General features: G+C 50.2%; 10 protein-coding genes. All 10 read left to right on the top strand.

The genetic code is table 11. The features are described 5' to 3' along the window. Nucleotides 1–89: 89 nt before the first annotated feature. Complete coding sequence (locus Q0V21_RS19825) at nucleotides 90–3,479, top strand: tubulin-like doman-containing protein (RefSeq protein WP_301880277.1); 3,390 nt, start codon at nucleotides 90–92, stop codon at nucleotides 3,477–3,479. Nucleotide 3,480: 1 nt separating this feature from the next. After that, on the top strand, nucleotides 3,481–6,045 hold the full coding sequence (locus Q0V21_RS19820) for a transcription initiation factor TFIID (RefSeq protein ID WP_301880276.1): 2,565 nt from the start codon (nucleotides 3,481–3,483) through the stop codon (nucleotides 6,043–6,045). A gap of 204 nt (nucleotides 6,046–6,249) precedes the next feature. Next, on the top strand, nucleotides 6,250–7,533 hold the full coding sequence (locus tag Q0V21_RS19815; RefSeq protein WP_079347761.1) for a vWA domain-containing protein: 1,284 nt from the start codon (nucleotides 6,250–6,252) through the stop codon (nucleotides 7,531–7,533). A gap of 20 nt (nucleotides 7,534–7,553) precedes the next feature. Next, nucleotides 7,554–8,201 (top strand): beta-mannanase, encoded by a 648-nt coding sequence (locus Q0V21_RS19810; protein WP_301880275.1) that lies wholly within the window; start codon nucleotides 7,554–7,556, stop codon nucleotides 8,199–8,201. 111 nt (nucleotides 8,202–8,312) lie between these two features. Beyond that, nucleotides 8,313–9,572 (top strand): TRAFAC clade GTPase domain-containing protein, encoded by a 1,260-nt coding sequence (locus tag Q0V21_RS19805; RefSeq protein ID WP_024632789.1) that lies wholly within the window; start codon nucleotides 8,313–8,315, stop codon nucleotides 9,570–9,572. After that, nucleotides 9,569–12,808, top strand: a complete 3,240-nt coding sequence (locus Q0V21_RS19800) for a GAP1-N2 domain-containing protein (RefSeq protein WP_301880267.1) — start codon at nucleotides 9,569–9,571, stop codon at nucleotides 12,806–12,808. Before Q0V21_RS19805 ends, Q0V21_RS19800 begins: the two co-directional genes overlap by 4 nt. A gap of 435 nt (nucleotides 12,809–13,243) precedes the next feature. Next, nucleotides 13,244–14,131: an ABC transporter ATP-binding protein gene (locus Q0V21_RS19795; RefSeq protein WP_079347755.1), complete on the top strand. Its 888-nt coding sequence runs from the start codon at nucleotides 13,244–13,246 to the stop codon at nucleotides 14,129–14,131. Nucleotides 14,132–14,457: 326 nt separating this feature from the next. Beyond that, nucleotides 14,458–14,940 (top strand): glutathione peroxidase, encoded by a 483-nt coding sequence (locus Q0V21_RS19790; protein WP_024632786.1) that lies wholly within the window; start codon nucleotides 14,458–14,460, stop codon nucleotides 14,938–14,940. Nucleotides 14,941–15,249: 309 nt separating this feature from the next. Next, on the top strand, nucleotides 15,250–16,611 hold the full coding sequence (locus tag Q0V21_RS19785; protein ID WP_079350277.1) for an FAD-dependent oxidoreductase: 1,362 nt from the start codon (nucleotides 15,250–15,252) through the stop codon (nucleotides 16,609–16,611). Between the two features lie 225 nt (nucleotides 16,612–16,836). Next, nucleotides 16,837–17,691 carry a formate/nitrite transporter family protein gene (locus tag Q0V21_RS19780; protein WP_024632784.1) on the top strand — a complete coding sequence of 285 codons (855 nt, stop codon included), beginning with the start codon at nucleotides 16,837–16,839 and terminating at the stop codon, nucleotides 17,689–17,691. The last annotated feature ends 346 nt before the right edge of the window (nucleotides 17,692–18,037 follow it).

Below are 18,037 nucleotides of genomic sequence, written 5' to 3'. Positions count from 1 at the left end.
AACAGCGATCGGAAGGTTATTCTGTCATCGGAGTGGCAAGTGTAATTATTTTGTAGTTCCAACTGTGTTAACCAAAGGGAGGACTTGGAATGAAACCGATTGTTAGAGAACATATTCAGCAACTGGATGTATCGCTTGGCGGAGGGATTGTCAGCGAGAAAATTAGAGTCGATACCATTGATAACCCGATTCTGATTATCGGCCTTGGAGGAACAGGTATCGATGCGCTGCTGCGTCTTAAATACCAGATTAACCGACGCTTCAAGCTGCCACAGGACCCGGTATCCAAGAAAAAAATGGACAAACCGTCCAACGTGGAATTTCTTGCTTTTGAAACGAACGAACAGGATCGCGCCAAAAAGTATAAGGGCATCGGACTTGATCCAATTAATGAATTCGTATTGCTGTCCAATGCCGAGATTGGTGGACTGCTTCAGAACCGCAGCGTATTGGAGCCGTATATTACGGACTGGTTGTCTCCGGAGCTGAGCATCACCGATGGCATGAACGGTGCCGCAGGGGTCCGTCAGGCTGGACGTTTGCTGCTGTTTACGAAGATTAACCAGGTCGTTCAGGCGATCGACAAAAAGATCAAAACCTTATCCGTAGGCACCAACAAAAAACTGATGGTGTTCCTGCTGACAGGTCTTTCCGGTGGTACGGGCAGTGGTTGCTTCCTGGATATTTCCTATATCGTGCGCGGGATTATCGAACGCGATCATGGCTCTGCCGGGATTGACCGCGTGAACACGCTTGGATATCTGTTCACCCCAGACGTGAACCTTTCCAACAAAAGCTTGAGTGAACACACTCGTGAGTACATCCGCAAGAATGGTTACGCTGCGCTCAAAGAGCTGGATTACTGGATGAACGTGGATAGCCGGGGAGAACGTTTCTCCCAGAAATACGGCAATATTCTGACAGTAAATTCACCGCTGCCGCCGTTCAACCTGTGTCATCTGATTTCCGCAACCAATACGGAAGGCAAACTGCTGGAAAACGCCTACGATTACTGCATGAACGTCACCGCCGAGAACATCACCAACTTCATGGCGAGTGAGGAAAAGCAGTCGGGTGAGGAGTTCGCCATCCACGACTATATTAGCAACATTCGTACGAACATTGCGCAGATGAACAAGGCTTACCCGGCGAACTATGATTACAACATTATCGGTGCATCCTCCGCGGTACTGCCGATTGAAGAGATGACGACCTATCTGGCTTACCGCATGTTCGACAAAATGAGCACCATGTTCTCCAAAGCGCCGAATCAGGAGGATACCGAGAAGTTTGCCCGCAAGCTGGGCATTGATCTCGAAAGTGTGGTCAAGTCCTTTGAAGCCCGCGTGCCGGAGCCGCTGCCAGGTTACCAGAATAGCGAGCGTCTGTCCTATGGCAATGTAGTGAAATCACAGGTGGTAAACATGGACACCGAACTGGAGCAGAACTTCCTGGCTCGTGCCCGTGAAGAATATATCAAGGCGAAGAAGCAGCTGCCGGGTGAGATTGCGGGTCAGTTCACCGAACAGATCCGGCGTATGTTTTTGCATCCCGAACAGGGTCCGTTCTATGTGTCCCGTCTGATCTACACGGAAAAAGGCTTCTGTGTACTGAAGATGATTCAGTCGTACATTGAAACCCTGCGTGAGAATGCTTTCCGCATTCCGCGTGATATTGAGGCCGCTCAGGAGCAGTCCGAAGAGAAACTCGGCGATGCGAAGAGTGCTTTTGTTTCCAAAGAGAAGAAGAAGAATGCTTATATTGAAGCAAAAATTCATGAGTACTGGCTGCACGCCGATGTGGAACGCAATGATCAGATGATCGAGTTCTACGAGGATTTGTACGAATTGCTGAATCAGGAAAACAGTCGCATTTATAATGTATTTACCGAAACGCTGAACGCGCTCAGCTCGATTTTCTCCAAAAACGGGGATATTCTCACACGCGGCGAAGAACAGTCCGATCACAAAGGCAACAAGACGTACTATTGGAACGTTGTAAGTGTACCGGATATCGTCAGTGTGGTAGATGGACTGCTGGACAAGCGCGATACGGATGACCTGATTCGCGACTTCTCGCGTGAATTGCTGGAGAACTCCAGCCAGTGGGTGAAGGAAAATGAGATCGATATCGTCAGCTCCATCTCTGATTTCCTGACTGAAAAATTCGGCGATCTGATTACCCGCTCGATGGAAGACTTCCTGGTTATCAAGTATGGACAGGACGAGTCGGTCGAGAAATTCGTGGAACGCTTCATTGCAGGCAAACTGGATGATGAGGCCGTTCCGGTGTTCAATCTGAGCAACAGCACAGGCAGTCTGCATTTCCCATCTTGGGGATTCGTATCGGTGCCAGCACAGGCGCCGGGCATTCTGAGAGGGATTCGCAACTATCAGAACAATGCGGTGGGCAAATCCCATTTTACCGTCAAGGAAAGTGAAGTGCGCAACCGGATCTTCTGGCTGAACACTCGCAACGGGGTACCCCTGTTTGTGTACACGCCGCTTAAAGTCTATGAGGAGAGCTATGAACGTACCATTTTGGACAAAGAAGGCATCGGCCGCCATCTGGTGCAAACCGAGAAGAATAACTGGACCTATCTGCCATCTCCGATCCCTGAAAAGTCATGGGGTGATGTGTACGAGAACGCTCGGGTGAAGCAATACAATGCCCGTGTGCGTACGGAATTCGAGCAGGCGATTGGATACAGGATTGTTACGGCCAAAACGATTGACGAAAATACAAGCAACCGTTACGCCGTTGTTACGACCGAACCGTTCGATCTGTCCGCAAAGCTGGGTGCCTACGACATGCGCCTGACGTCTACTACGCCGAACCTGGGTGAAGTGAAGCGTGCAGTTATGGAACTGAAACGTCTGCAATCCGAAGGATTGCCACGGGTGTCGGTGAAGGACATTTTCGGAAGTATTAATGAAGATATGGCCAAAGAAAACCTGGTACGTTCCCCGCAGCTAATCGCCCGGGTACGTGAAGAGCTGGCGAAGATGAACGCCATCTCGGCCAAAGTCGCCGAACTGGAAGGCATTCTCGCCCAGCACCAGGACGAGGAGCAGTGGTATGACCGCTTCATCGAAGCACTCTACACGGATACCATCGTGAAAAAGGGCGCGCTGTATGTCTATGACCGTGATCCGGAAGAAGACGCATGGGAGCCGTTCGCAAACCTGATGAAGAGCCGCAACTTTGCTGAATATGAAGTGTTTGGCAACTTCCGTGGACTGGCGGAGAAGGATCGCAGCACATTGCTTCGCAAAGCTTCCCGTCGTGATAACGACCTGACCGCTTCCGAAGATATCACGCCACTGCTTAGCAAGGTGGATGATCTGGCTGCATTGTTCATGGAATCCCGTGATCGCCTGGAATACGAGCGAGTGGAATTGGCGAACGGGGAAGACATCTACCAGTTCTACAGAACGATGTCATCGAAACTGAATGACATTCGCAGAAGGCTGAAGTAAGATGGCGGCCGGGATGGAGTTCAGCTCGAACAATGCCCTGAAGCGTAATCTGGAGAAGTATGCAGCCCAGTATGCAACAGAGCAGGAACGCCAGGGCAGTCTGGGTGATGGTCGCAGCAGTATCCATTACCCTGCTCTGTTCCTGTTCGTGGGTGATCAGGTCGCTCCGGCAGTATCTGCTGTTCAGGAGATCAACCGGCTGAAATGGGATAACGGAGAAGGCGTAGTGTACGTACAGATTGGGACGGAAGATCAGGATGATGACCGTCATCGGAACCATGACAGCAGCGGACGAATGAAGCATGATAATGATAACGGTGGTCAGCTTGACCACCGTGAACATAGCGATGACCGTCAATCATCCTATCCAGTTGGGCATCGTCCGGCTGAAGCTATGGATCGCAGCACGTTCGATGACGGTCAGGTGACCCGCCACGTGCTTCCGATATCCGGGGCACAGACCGGGCGACCTTCCAAGACACTTCGTAAGGATGTACATCGCAGTTTTCACGATTCAGATCAGGCTCTCTATGGTCTGAATCGCACCTTGCGACGGGTGAGTAATCGTATTGCTGAATACGGACGTTTGTATTCATCATTCGATCGGATCTACGTGACGGTCGTGACTCGGGCAGACGATCCATTAAATGTGTTGTTACCGGAGCTTACCAAGCTGACCGAAACGATATTGGGTCAATCCTTCAAATCGGTACAGACCGATCTGCATGTGCTGGTCAGCGAGATGGAGCAGGTCGATTCCTTTGGATATGCAAGTGCAGCAGGACTCGCTTTTTTGCGGGAACTGGATTACATGCAAGGGCTGGACTATACGTTCAGCGGTAATCTGCTGGTTACAGAGGACGGTATCTCTATTCCGGTCGTGCATCCTGCATCGCCATTGTTCGATCTCGTATATATTTTGTCAGACAAAAACGAGCGGGGAACCGGCGTACCTGGCGGGTGGATCGAAAATGCCGAGATCATTTGCCGAATCTGTCTGCTCAAGAACCGGAAGCAGGAGCCTGATAGCTCCGGTGCCGTTTCAAGCACTGGAGCCAACACCTATAACAATACATCGTTCAAAAACAATATTCGTACCACTTCGGATCAGCATGGTTATGCTAGTGCAGGTTTTGCCGAGATCAGACGGCCGAACAAACCGATTGCACTTGCGGTGTTGTATCACCTATATCGTTATCTGCTTGAACGGATGCGGCAGGAACCCGAGTGGAGCATCAAGGACAAGCTTGTCTTCTTTGGACTGGACGGGGCTTCGGTAGAGCGTAAAGTGGAAGGTATTCTTCCCGATGAGGACCTGGTTAGCGGCATGAGCGGCATTATGACGCATAACGTCAGCTTCACGGAACTAAAGCCGCTCTCACTGCGTGAAGCGGAGAGAGCGCTGTTCGGCCATGGGGCAGAGGCGTACTTCCGTGATAACGTGGTCCGTCTTGCCGAGGAACGAGTGCGTCAGCGCAGCACAGAAGGCTCGCTTCGTCGCCAAGCCGAGCATTCACGGACGGAGCATCCCGAGATTGGCTATTTTCAGTGGGCCGCCTGGAGTGACAACGGGTTCGGCAGTGTGCGTGAGGCCTTGCTTGGACTGATCCGGGATAAATCGGTGCAGCTTGAATCCGCACGTTCTTTGCTTGAGCAGCGGCAGCAGGAGCGGGTAGAGGATCAGTCGTTCAAACGGGCATTGTTCCGTGACAAACAAAATGTGCGCAACCTGATCGATTGTTTGCTGGAGCGCGTGTATGTACCCAAGGTTGAATTGCTGCGTCTGGAGAATGAATTGCAGCTGCTTCGTGTCTACGACACAGAGATGGAGCATCTGCATACGTTCAGTCAGAAGGTAACGGAGACACTGGCAGCGCTGGAACGTACCATGCGTGAGACCGCTCTAGAGAGCATCGCCGCAGCCGATGAGTACATCGGGCAGAACGTAATGGAATACTACGGCAAAGTGACGGAAGCGCTGATCGCCGATTTGGAGGCAAAGCGCGGACGGGATGTTTGGTTCGAAGACCGCTATATGGGGGATATGAACCGGCTTGCTACGGAAGGAAACGAGCGACTCCTGCAACGTCTGATGGAAGTATGTCATGCCATGCTGCTTACAGCAGATCCGCTCCGGGTACCTTTTGAAGAAGAGCTGCTGCTACGGGCGAATGTTACCATTACCTATGGCGACAAAAACGTACTGACCCGTGATGATCTGTTCCGCAGATTGTACCGTACACTGGAGGAGCAGGCGGTCGTTCGGGTAAGGGTATTCGACTATACGCAGGAACATCGTTATGAAGAAAAATATTTCTTTGGTGATCACCATAGTGCCTTCATGGACTACGCGGCGCATGCCGAAGAGACGTCACGTATTTATAAACTGGGTGTGGTATACGAAGAACGAAGCAGTGGTGTGGAGAAGCTGAATCTGATGGGAGGCTTCCATCTGGAAGACCTGATGGTGTATCGTAACGGCCGGGTGTATTACGATTCGTATACGGAGAATGGTTATGAGCTGCATCCCTCCGATCTGGCCGAGAAGCTGTCAACCATGCGCTAAAACATAAGGCCGTGTCTCTTATGGACGGAAGGGAGGTACAGATGGGGTTGAACTATGAGGGCGGGCAAGTTTAATTTTCATTGTTCCTTCATGGCTCAACGTCGATCTGTTTTCCGCTTGGGATACGGAGTCGTTCATTTTTGATTGCCCATCTTGTATTAATTCAGCCTACTCTTGGCTGGTTTGGAAAGGATGCATGCAAACATGCAGCGAAAAATCAATCTTCTCCTGGTCCTGTTCAGCCTCATTGGCGGAGCTGTGGGCTTTGCGGCTGGAGAAATCATGCTGCGTCAGTGGCTTGGAGAAATGCCTCGTCTATTGTTGATGGGATTATACTTTGGCGTGCTGGCGCTTAGCGTGGGATTGTTCTGCTTACTCGCAGAAATGATCTCGCCAAAGCTGAACGGAGCTTCCTGGAAGCTAAGATATTTGGGGCTGTCCTGGAAACTGCTTGTTCCGGCAACGCTGGCACTACTTTTTGTCGTCGGACTAGCCCTGCAATTGCTGTATCAGATTAACCCGGGCGGTGCAAAGCAAGTCAAAGATATTATACTGATGATCGATAATTCAGGCAGTATGAGTGATACGGACCCGGATAACGGCCGCTTTGAAGCAGCCAAAACACTGATCAGCCAAATGGAGAGCGATAAACAGGTAGCTGTGATTACCTTTGATGATCAGCCGCAGCTGCTGCAGCCGTTCATTCAGATGGACAGTGAAGCGGCCAAAAATGAGGTATACAGCAAGATTGACGGCATCGTGACGACCTCCGGCGGCACCAATTTCGATGCAGTGCTGCGCGAAGCGATGGAGCAGATTAAGGGCAAGCAGGACTCGAAACGCGGTACGGTGGCGATCCTGCTATCCGATGGATTTAGTGATGTAGACACATCCGGCATTTTGTCTGAGTATGCAAATGAACAGATTGCCGTCAATACGGTGGGTCTGAGTCTGGTAGACCCTTCTGGAACCGATTTGCTGCGTCATATTGCACAGCAGACGGGTGGTACGTACTATGATGTACCGAATTCCGGGGGCCTTAATCTCGCATTTCAGCAAATTTACGATACGATCGATGAACGTACACTGGTGACCGAACGTACAGGCATGATGGAGCACAGTACGTATCTGGCTATTTTCCGAGTGGCTGCCCTGCTTCTGATTGGCGTAGCGCTGGGCATATCGCTTGGGCTGGTATTCGATAACCGCCATTTGGCGGTCAGCTTCGGTATAGGTGGTGCCGTATCCGGTCTATTGGCAGGACTCCTGCTTGAATGGGGTCTGGACGGATCAGCGGTTGGTGATGCATTTGTAAGATTCGGAGCGATGCTCATCTTATCTGCTGTGTTAACCCTGTTCACCTGGATCATTCCAATCAAGGAGAATACACCGCGGAAGACTCGTGGGCGCCGCGAGGCTGGTGCAGGAGCCAATTCGGCGGAAGGATTCGGTCAGCGGGGAAGAGATACGCGCAGCAAAGGATTTTAACGTCTGGAGGTAGACGATAGATGCGTTTTACGGATGCAGAACCTTCAGCGCCCCTGATTCGCAGACTGACACTTGCAGTGGACGAGAGCCAGTGTACACTTCGCTGGCTCTGGCCAGATCGTGTGGAAGCTGTATATGTTGAACGGCTGGAGCTCGATATGATGAGCGATGATCGTACCGGGGAAGAGGCTGCTCAGGGCAAGCTGAAGCTATACACGAAAGAAGAATACAAGGCGAGTAATGGATATATGGATCGCATCACGGGTTTTGGTGCCATCCGGTACACGGTGTATGGCTGTCAGATGGAGGAAGATGGGCCAGTTCTCGTGCGTCAGCGTGATGGGGACAACACGGTGATTGCAAGCGCAGGCAAGGCGGATATTCGCTTTTCCATCCGGTACAAGAGCGGTTTTTTTCAGAAACGAAAAAGTGTGCTGATGACCATCACGGCCGAAGCACCTGTTCCGAAGGAAGCGCTCTGTTATGTCCGCAAGCAAGGCGGGGTTCCGTTGAACAAGGAAGATGGCACGGTGTACCCTTTTGTGAGTGATTTTGCTCCCGGAAGAAATGAGATGCCACCCGTCGAGGTAGCCAAGGACGATTACGTGAGATTGTTCTTCACGGACGGACCAAAGTATGGATCCGCCTATAGGCTTATATCAGATTAGATAGTTAGGAATCAAAAAAATCTGGGGATAACAGCGATTGGAAGGTTACTCTGCCATCGTAATGCGAGTGTAAATCAACTTTGTCTAACTGATCAGGGGAGGGGAGTGGCTATGAGCTTTTTTAGTCGGTTTTTGAAACGACAGCAGCCGGAGGAGCGGCCGTTGTTTTACGATATCGTATGTCCGTATTGCTTCAGCAAGTTTTCACCGGAGGAGGTTGTGTTCCGGGCTGCGCATCATCGCGACGACGATGAGGACTACGCACTTGGGGAAGATGCGAAGCTGAATCGGTATCGCGAACGGTTTGGACTGGATACGGTGTTTGATATGGAGGCCGTACTGGCTCCGCATGATGTACCTGAGGAACATCGCATCTATTCGGATAACATTGTGATGGGACTGAACGATCGGTATGGTGTTGTTACGCGGCGTCGGCTGTGTCCACAGTGCCATAACGAGCTGCCTGTCACGGCAGGCAAAGCACCAAGCAATATCATTTCCATTATAGGTGCATCACAGGTGGGAAAATCCGTCTACATGACTTCATTGATTCATACATTGCAGCATTACACTGCAGATCACTTTGATGCGGCCTGCATGCCGCTGAATGCGGAGATTAGTCGCCGGTTCCGTGCGGATTATGAAGAACCGCTGTTCGAGCGGGGCGATCTGCTGGATTCCACGCAGAAGGAGAAGCTGCAGGAGCCGTTTATTTTCCAGTTTGTATTCAAGGATGAAGATAAAGCTCCGCTGACACTGGTGTTCTTTGACGTTGCTGGTGAAGGTATGGTGGAGCAGGACTATCTGGGACTCCACGGGCAGCATATCAAGAACTCGGCAGGCATTCTGTTCATGGTGGACCCGCTCCAGATTCGTTCCATCCGGGACAAGATCCGCATCAACCTCGGCAATGAGCCAGGCGAGTGGACGCCAAGATACGATGAGCCGCGTGATGTGGTGCTGACGATGTTCGGTGACTTTATCGCTTACCAGGACAAAGCCAAGACGAATATTCCAACTGCCGTTGTACTGACCAAAAGCGACATGCTGCATTCCCTCAAGGATGAAGAGGGTGATTACATCAAATCCAACAGTAATGTGTTCCGCAACATGGTGCACCGCGACTGGTTCGACCTGACCGAATTCGAGAATATCGACGGGGAGATCCGACGGTTTATCGAGAAGGTGGACCGTCCGTTCAAAGGCACGATGGATGTGTACTTTAAGGATACGGCTTACTTTGCGGTATCTGCGCTGGGAAGCAATCCGGTGGATATGAAGCTGCAAGGTGTGGTCAGTCCAATCCGTGTCGATGAGCCATTCCTCTGGCTGCTTTACAAGCTGAAGTACATTGAGGGGAGAGTGGGATGATGCGTTCTTCCATAACCCCGCCGATTGAACAGCAGATGTACACCAGAGAGCGGCGCGGGGTGTTTCGCACAACGGAGGGGTTCGATACGGTTGCCGCATCGCCGGGACTGGACCCTTCTTTTATCAAAAAAGTGCTTCATCCCTACTGCGTCTATGACGCTCCAGCAGAACTGACGGGCCGGAGTGAGAAGGATGAAACGAAGTTCCCACCGTCCATTCATCTGCTTCACCTGGAGAGCGGGGAGACGATCCTTGGGCAAAATGTGTACCAGTCCGCTGATTTTACCGGGCTGCGCAGTGCTTTTTTCGCTCATAACTATGTCTTGTCTCCCGAACGCTCGGAAGAGCAAATGAAGCAGGGCGGCTGGCTGGATGCTGTGTTCGCCACGTCATATGACATCGAGCAAGGAACAGTACTGCCTGCGCTTACTGAATTGCCGCGTACAGCTGGAGTGGGACAGGGGTCTGCCAGGGGGACAGGCTCGGGCTTCGGCACAAGCCCGGCTGGTGACTTCGGCCCAGGTTCATCTCCAAGCCAGATCCTTGGCGCTTTGAAAATGGACGAAGTGGTGTTCAAACGTCTGCTCTACGCCGTCATGCAGGCTGTAGCGACACGTCGGAAGGTATATATTGCGCTGGATGTGCCCGCTGAAGAAGTTACAGCCGGAGCCAAGGGGTTGCTGCGTTTGTTGTTTACGGCGCTGCCTTACGCGTTCCGGCGGCAGCTTGGCTTCATGACATTTGCCAAGGAGCCGCAGGCGAAGAAAGGCATCCACCTCCAATTTGTGGAGCGAGGCACTCTGCGTCCGAAGGACCGGAATACGGAGAAGGATTTCACCTTTGATCTGGTATCGGGCAGAGTTACCCATGCAGATGCATCTGTGGCAAAGCTTCCTTACGCGGAATTTGCCTGGTCTCTGCTGCATGAGCCAGCGGCTGCCGATCCATTTTATGCTTTTGCGGATGAGATGCTGTTCGGGATGGAACCGGGACGAGAACTCTCCATTGAAGCATACGGGGAACTTTCGATGTTCTATCGTCTGGAGCAAGGCAGAGAAGATATATACCTGAATAACAAAAGCGATGTCCTGAGTGGCTTGCTCACCTACTTGAAACCCGAAGGCGGAGCGAGGCAACGTGCACGTTTGAACGAGTTGTTCCTTACATTGCTCAGTCGTGAGCTGGACAGTGTAAAACGGGAGAATGTGCCTGAGGACTCGGTTGCTGCACGCATCGGAGAGTATTTCCGGGTCGCTGCGTCAGTCGTACAGTCTCGAATCGTGGACTATTTCATCTATGGCGTTAATAACGCCCGTTCGCAGAAACGAATCCGTGCTGTGCAGGAACTGTATGGCTTGCTGGATCGGGACAGCCTGTTAAGCCGTGCTTTCTTCGACAAAGTGCTGGCGAACGAATCACTGACCAAGCTGTTGTTCGAACCCTATCTGGATAATCAGCTGAAACGCACGGAATCTGCTGCCGATGTCGTGGAAGTGATCCAGAGATGGATTACATCACACTCGTCTGCCATCCACAATAGCTTCTTGGTGGAACGGACTGCAACCGAGCTGCGTGAACGTTTGTGCTCAGCGCCCAACCCTGTTCAATCTGCCAATGAGGCACTTAAGCGGGTTAGTGTATTGGATCGTGTATCAGTCGCAGGTTCAGTAGACACAGGGATTACCGCCCGGATTGGGCAATCTGGAGCTGCAGTCCGCGCTAACCGGAAAGGTGGACCTGAGTCCGCTGTCCAACCACCGGCATATCAGGAGGATTTAACCCGACTTGCCGATAAGCTGGCTTACGTCATTAATTTGTTTATGATCCAGGATCTTGATCTGGAGCGGGTTAATCGTGAACAGCTGTTAAGCATTGATATTTTGTTGCATGGAAACGAGGTTCGGGACTGGGCTGCTCGTCAGGGCTCAGATGTATCTGCACGTACAAACATGATGCTGGCAGCGAGAGCATGGCTAAGCGGTGAGGGGCGCAGCGAAGAGGAGCTGGAAGTTCTCTCCTTGGCTGAGCGTAATGAACTCCAGCGCTGGACGCGTCGCTGGCTTGTCTTGGAGCTTCGAGATCATCCAGGTACGACTGCGTTTGAAGCGCTGCCGCTGGCTTTCTATCGGGGTGGTAGCGGCAGCAACAGGCTCGATTATCCAGGCCTTATTGAATTTATCTACAGTAGTTCAGGACGTACAGAAGTGTTGTATCAATTTATGGAGTGGTCGGGGAATCAACGCTTGTTTATTCGCGGCTCTAACGCACACAAGGGATACGCGGATGCAATCGTGGCCTATTTCAAGGCCCACGATCGCGAGGCCTTTAAGTCCAAGTCAGCTTTCAAGCCCTATTATGCCAGAGCAAGCAAGACGATGAAGCCTGCCTACGACCGCGCCAGAACAGAGTTGTCGTCTCCGCTGGTACGCATGCTGACAGGTAAAAGGAAAAACCTTTTTCTAGGGTCGGTCATCGTCATCCTGATTCTTGGTATTGCCGGAGGTACGTATGCTTTGATGGGGAATAAGGCGGAGACGCCAGCAGCATCACCTCCACCAACACAGGAGCCCGTTGTTCCTGCTGAACCGGAGGTGCAGCTCGCAGATCAGATCGCCTACCTCGTTCCGGCATTCCAAGCGGACGACGGTACACAGACGCCTGCCCGGTTGGTTATCCGTTACCGAAACGAAACCGACAGCAACGCTTTGCAAACGGACACTCTCCAATGGAACTTGAAAGATGGTACTACGCAGAAGCTCAATGCTGAGGGAGAATGGGAGAGTTTCAACCGTAACGAGGAGCCGGATGGGGAAGGTGCAGCCGGAAACAGCACAGAGGGCACGTCTGAAGGAAGCTCCGCGGATTCTTCTACCCATACTGCGGATGACACTCAGCAGAGCGGAGAAACCGAGCAGGGGGCAGATTCAGCCACAACGGAGGGCACCACTTCAGATCCAGCAGCAGGGAGCACAGGAACGGATACGGGGACTGGCGCAGCTACGGACTCCACGGATAAAGGCACAGCGGAGGGAGCAGCAGGCGAAACGCCTTCAGATTCATCTCAGTCTACAGGAGCAGGTTCGTCTTCAGAGGAAAATCTGACTGTTGCCGAAGCAGACCGACTGTATCCTTATGGGCAGCAAGTAGAGCTTCCGGCCGATATCGATCTGGAAGACATCGTGAGTGTTCAGAGTGGAACGACCGTCATCAACCTCGTCCCGGAGCCTAAGCTCTGAGCGAGATTACTTGAATATGTGATTCATGCAAAATACAGCCACCTCGAAGAATTCGTAGGGGCTGTATTTTTGTTTTGTTCAAGCGATGGAGAAAAACATGTACAAATTGAAGCGATATAGGTCTATTTTTCACAATTCGGACACATTATTAAAATGTTGGGCACGAATGACCATGCGCAAAGCGATGTAATGCATGTACACGATGAGAAAAGCTCTCACATGAATGGTGGACAATCTGACTCATTTTTAGTAAAACACTTCAAAATAGCTCACAACCATCAAGGAATTTGGTATTTAGTGTTGACAAATGATAATGATTATCAGTATCTTTAGTGTATAAGATCTTGTTGCGCCGGAAATACGCTGAACTATAATTTCGTTTTCGTTGTCATAGCCGGAATACATAACCGGGATAAATGAGAGAGGGATGATCGCATGTTTCGTCTGGAGACGTCCAAGTTGGATATCGCTTATGAGGAAAGACTGATTGTTGATAATCTGAATATTCAAATTCCCCAAGGGAAAATTACAGCACTTGTTGGAGCCAACGGTTCAGGGAAGTCCACCATCCTGAAAACGATGGCACGGATCATGAATCCAAAAGCAGGTAGCGTATTGCTCGACGGGAAGTCCATCCATAAGCAGTCCACGCGTGAAGTAGCCAAGCAGCTTGCGATTTTGCCACAGAATCCAACAGCGCCCGAAGGACTTACGGTAACCGAACTGGTGTCCTACGGACGTTTCCCTTATCAAAAAGGTTTTGGGTCGATGCGTACTGAGGACAAACGCATGATTGAATGGGCCATCGAAGTGACAGGCATGACGGAGTTCCATGATCGTCCAATCGATCAACTGTCCGGTGGACAGCGTCAACGTGCCTGGATCGCCATGGCTCTGGCACAGGAGACAGATATTCTGTTTCTGGACGAGCCGACAACGTTCCTGGATATGGCTCACCAGCTTGAAGTACTGCAATTGCTTGAGCAGCTGAATGCTACAGCAAATCGTACGATTGTTATGGTGGTGCATGACTTGAACCATGCTTCCCGTTATGCGCATCACATGATTGGTATTAAAAAAGGTAAAGCCATCGCTACAGGCTCACCTGTAGAGGTTATGAACTCCGATGTACTTCGCGAAGTATTCAACATTGAAGCGGATATCGTGATTGATCCACGTTCAGGTGTACCGCTCTGCTTGCCATACGCCCTTGCGGGTGAACGCCAGCAATCCGCACCTCCAGAACAAGTGGTCATGAACAGTGCAATGGTTCATGCTGGAGGACGGACAGAGCAACGTGTTCGTCACGCGACAGGAATTTAATGAAACGGGCCATAGGGGTCCTCAACGATAGAATGAAGCCGCTGTGCATTATGCACGCGGCTTATTCGCATTCTAGGGGAGATTGACCAAGGTGGAGCCGCATGAGCGGTATGATTATTTTGGCTGCAAAATTCGACTCAAAAAGCCCTTGTCCATATTGGTGAAGGGAGTATGCTTCACGTATGAACTGGGGTCGGGTTTAATCGCAGATTTGGTAATTGTTCGTCTCGGGTCTATAATATGGAGACAGGTTGTGTGCCGTATTATTATTCGGTACAGTACATACAGCAGCCCAACCTACATCATACTCATGGGAGGAATCAGTCATGTCCGTATATTCGTATCAGGCGGTAACGACCGCAAATCAGGAAGTTCCACTCGATCTGTATCAAGGTAAAGTGTTGGTCATCGCCAATACAGCCAGCAAGTGTGGACTGACTCCACAATACGGTGAATTGCAGAAGCTCTATGATCGCTATCGTGATCAAGGTTTGGTTGTGCTTGGGTTCCCTTGTAACCAGTTTGGCGGCCAGGAGCCAGGGTCAAGTGAAGAAGCAGAATCATTCTGCCAAATCAACTATGGCGTTAATTTCCCGGTATTTGCCAAGGTCGACGTAAATGGAGAGGATGCTCATCCATTGTTCAAGTATCTGCGTGAGCAGCAACCTGGTGTTGGTGAAGACAACAGCATCCAATGGAATTTCACCAAGTTTCTCGTGAATCGTGAAGGTGAGGTTGTGGGGCGTGTTGAACCGAAAGAATCCCCGGAATCTATGACTGCAGAGATTGAAAAGCTGCTTGGCGTATAAAATATAACGAAGAAGCCTGCCTCCAGAATTGGAGGACAGGCTTTTTTTGTAGCATAAACAAGTTTCAAAAAGGGGAAACTGAAGTTAATTGAAGATGAATTATCAACGGCCGGCTGAAACGTCAAAAAAACCATTCTACAAATTTATTTTGATTAACCCCTTGTAATGTGAAATAGATCACATTATAATAAGTGTATAAAGTGAAATAAATCACATACAAGGTGTTCACTTAATAGTGAAATATTTCACAACTACAATGACGTTCATATTCAATTTCATATTTATATAATTCCAAGGGGGAACCTTATCATGAAAATCGCAGTTATCGGATGTACACATGCAGGAACAGCAGCCATCGTTAACACCGCCAAATTGTACCCGGATGCTACCATTACCGTGTATGAGCGCAATGACAATATCTCCTTCTTATCATGTGGTATTGCGCTGTATGTAGGTGGTGTGGTGAAAGATCCGGACGGACTGTTCTATTCTTCGCCTAACCAACTGGCCGAACTTGGTGTCGTTACCAAAATGCTTCATGAAGTGACGGCAGTAGATGCTGCAGGTCATAAACTTCAGGCTAAAAACCTGACAACCGGGGAAGAATTCGAAGATACGTTCGACAAGCTGATCGTAACCACAGGTTCATGGCCTGTTGTACCGAAGCTGGAAGGCATCGATATGGATAACATTTTACTTTGCAAAAACTACAACCATTCGAATACCATCATCGAAAAAGCGAAGGACGCCAAACGCATTACCGTGGTGGGCGCAGGATACATCGGCATCGAGCTGGTGGAGGCTTTCCAAATGAACGGCAAGGAAGTTACGCTGATCGATAGCGTGGACCGGATTCTGAACAAATATTTGGACCCCGAGTTCACGGATGCCATTGAAGAAACATTGACTGGACGCGGTATTAAGCTGGCTTTGGGCCAAACGGTGCAGAAATTCACCGGAGAGAATGGCAAAGTGAACAAGGTCATTACATCCAAGGGAGAATTTGAAACAGACCTCGTTATTCTGTGCATTGGTTTCCGTCCAAATACCGAACTGCTCAAAGGCCAAGTGGATATGCTGCCGAACGGCGCAATCATCGTGGATAAATATATGCAAACCAGCCAGAAAGACGTCTTTGCCGCTGGAGACAGCTGTGCAGTTCATTACAACCCAACGGGCAAAGCAGCTTACATCCCACTGGCAACCAACGCGGTGCGGATGGGTACACTTGTAGCCCGAAACCTGGTTCGTCCAACGACCCCGTACATGGGTACACAAGGCACATCAGGTATCAAAATATATGAGCAAAATATTGCAGGCACAGGTATGACGGAAACGTCTGCTGCTGACGAAGGTCTGGTCGTTGAAGCGGTAACGCTTGAAGATGCTTACCGTCCAGAGTTTATGCCAACAGCAGAGAAGCTGCTGCTCAAAGTGATCTATGAACAGGCTACCCGCCGCATTGTTGGTGCACAGATTATGTCACAGGCTGATCTGACACAGTCGATCAATACGATCTCTGTCTGCATTCAGAACAACATGACGGTAGATGAGTTGGCCTTCATCGACTTCTTCTTCCAGCCGCATTACAACAAACCGTGGAACTTCCTGAACTCGGCTGGTCTTCAGGCGTTGCCTCCAGTAGATGTAAAAACACCAGCAATGGTATAACGGATACTGCTGAGATATAGGAGAGTTGCCGCATCCTGCGGCAGTTCTTTTCTTTTTATTTTTTCTGAGATCGACCGAACAAGATAGAACGGAAGCATTAAAAAATGTAGTTTTCAGACTTTGTGATAAAAGTAACAAACCTCTCGAAACCTTCGCGATACAATGAACATATCAACAATAGAATTTGATTTATGATGTTCATGAACTGTGAAGGAGAGGATCGTTATGGCAGCAAAAACACCTCTTGAGGTTGCACAATATACGGCGCATACGGGGATGAAGAAAGCTCAAAATCCGGTGTCCTCCGTATTGATACTCAGTTTTCTGGCAGGCGCTTTTATTGCGCTCGGATTTCTGCTGGATATTCGGGTCATTGCCTCTGCTCCGGCCGAGTGGGGCAGCTTGGTTAATTTGATCGGTGCAGCAGTGTTCCCGGTAGGTTTAATATTGGTGCTGATTGGCGGCGGGGAATTGCTGACAGGCAATATGATGGCTGTTCCACTCGCGACGATTGCGCGCAAACTGTCCGCAGGCAGCATGTTGAAGAATCTCACCTTAGTAACGATAGGTAATTTCCTTGGGGCGATCTTTGTAGCCTATGCGTTTGGGCATGTGCTCGGTCTTACAGCAGAAGGTGCCTACTTGACCAAAGTAGTCGATATGGCTGGACACAAGCTGGACGACAGCTTCCTTCAGGCTTTTATATCGGGGATCGGGTGTAACTGGCTGGTAGCTCTTGCGGTGTGGTTATCCTATGCATCGGATACGATGAGCGGAAAAGTACTGGGCATTTGGTTCCCAACGATGGCTTTTGTGGCTATTGGATTTCAGCACGTTGTCGCCAACATGTTCCTGATTCCTGCGGCGATCTTCGAAGGGCATTATTCGTGGGGGCAATACGTCATGAATTTCATTCCGGTATGGCTTGGTAATCTGACGGGAGGGGCGCTGTTTGTGGCGGCTGCTTACTGGATGGTGTATCTACGCAAACATGAGCCGGAAGTACAGCCTGAGGTGGCAATGGCGGTGGCCCAGCCTGTAGAGACGGAAGCCAGAACGATGTGGAGCAAGCAGGCGTAGCGGCATTTTTCTGAGTAATCGAGTAGCGTTGTAACCGTGGTACAATTGCGAAAACGAGTGAAAAGACAAGTACAAAGACAAGTGCAAAGTAAACAGGAGAGGCGATTCTGATCTCGTTCAAGTCATGGCTGTCGGCTGTGATGAGCGGGAAAGGAGTCGTTTTTTTGATGTAAAAATATCCACACAAAATAAATTCGCCATGACAAGGTTCGGGGGAACGAAACCTGTTCATGGCGAATTTCGGGAGTGGTCCATGATATGGCATGAGGAGGAAGTGGGGAAACACTAGCCTAATGCCTTATTTTTAATTTACCCCTGAATTTCGAGATTGAATCAAGGGGAAATA

Source organism: Paenibacillus sp. 11B (assembly GCF_030487755.1).
Classification (GTDB): domain Bacteria; phylum Bacillota; class Bacilli; order Paenibacillales; family Paenibacillaceae; genus Paenibacillus; species Paenibacillus vandeheii.
This window is presented reverse-complemented; position numbering and strand designations above follow the sequence as displayed.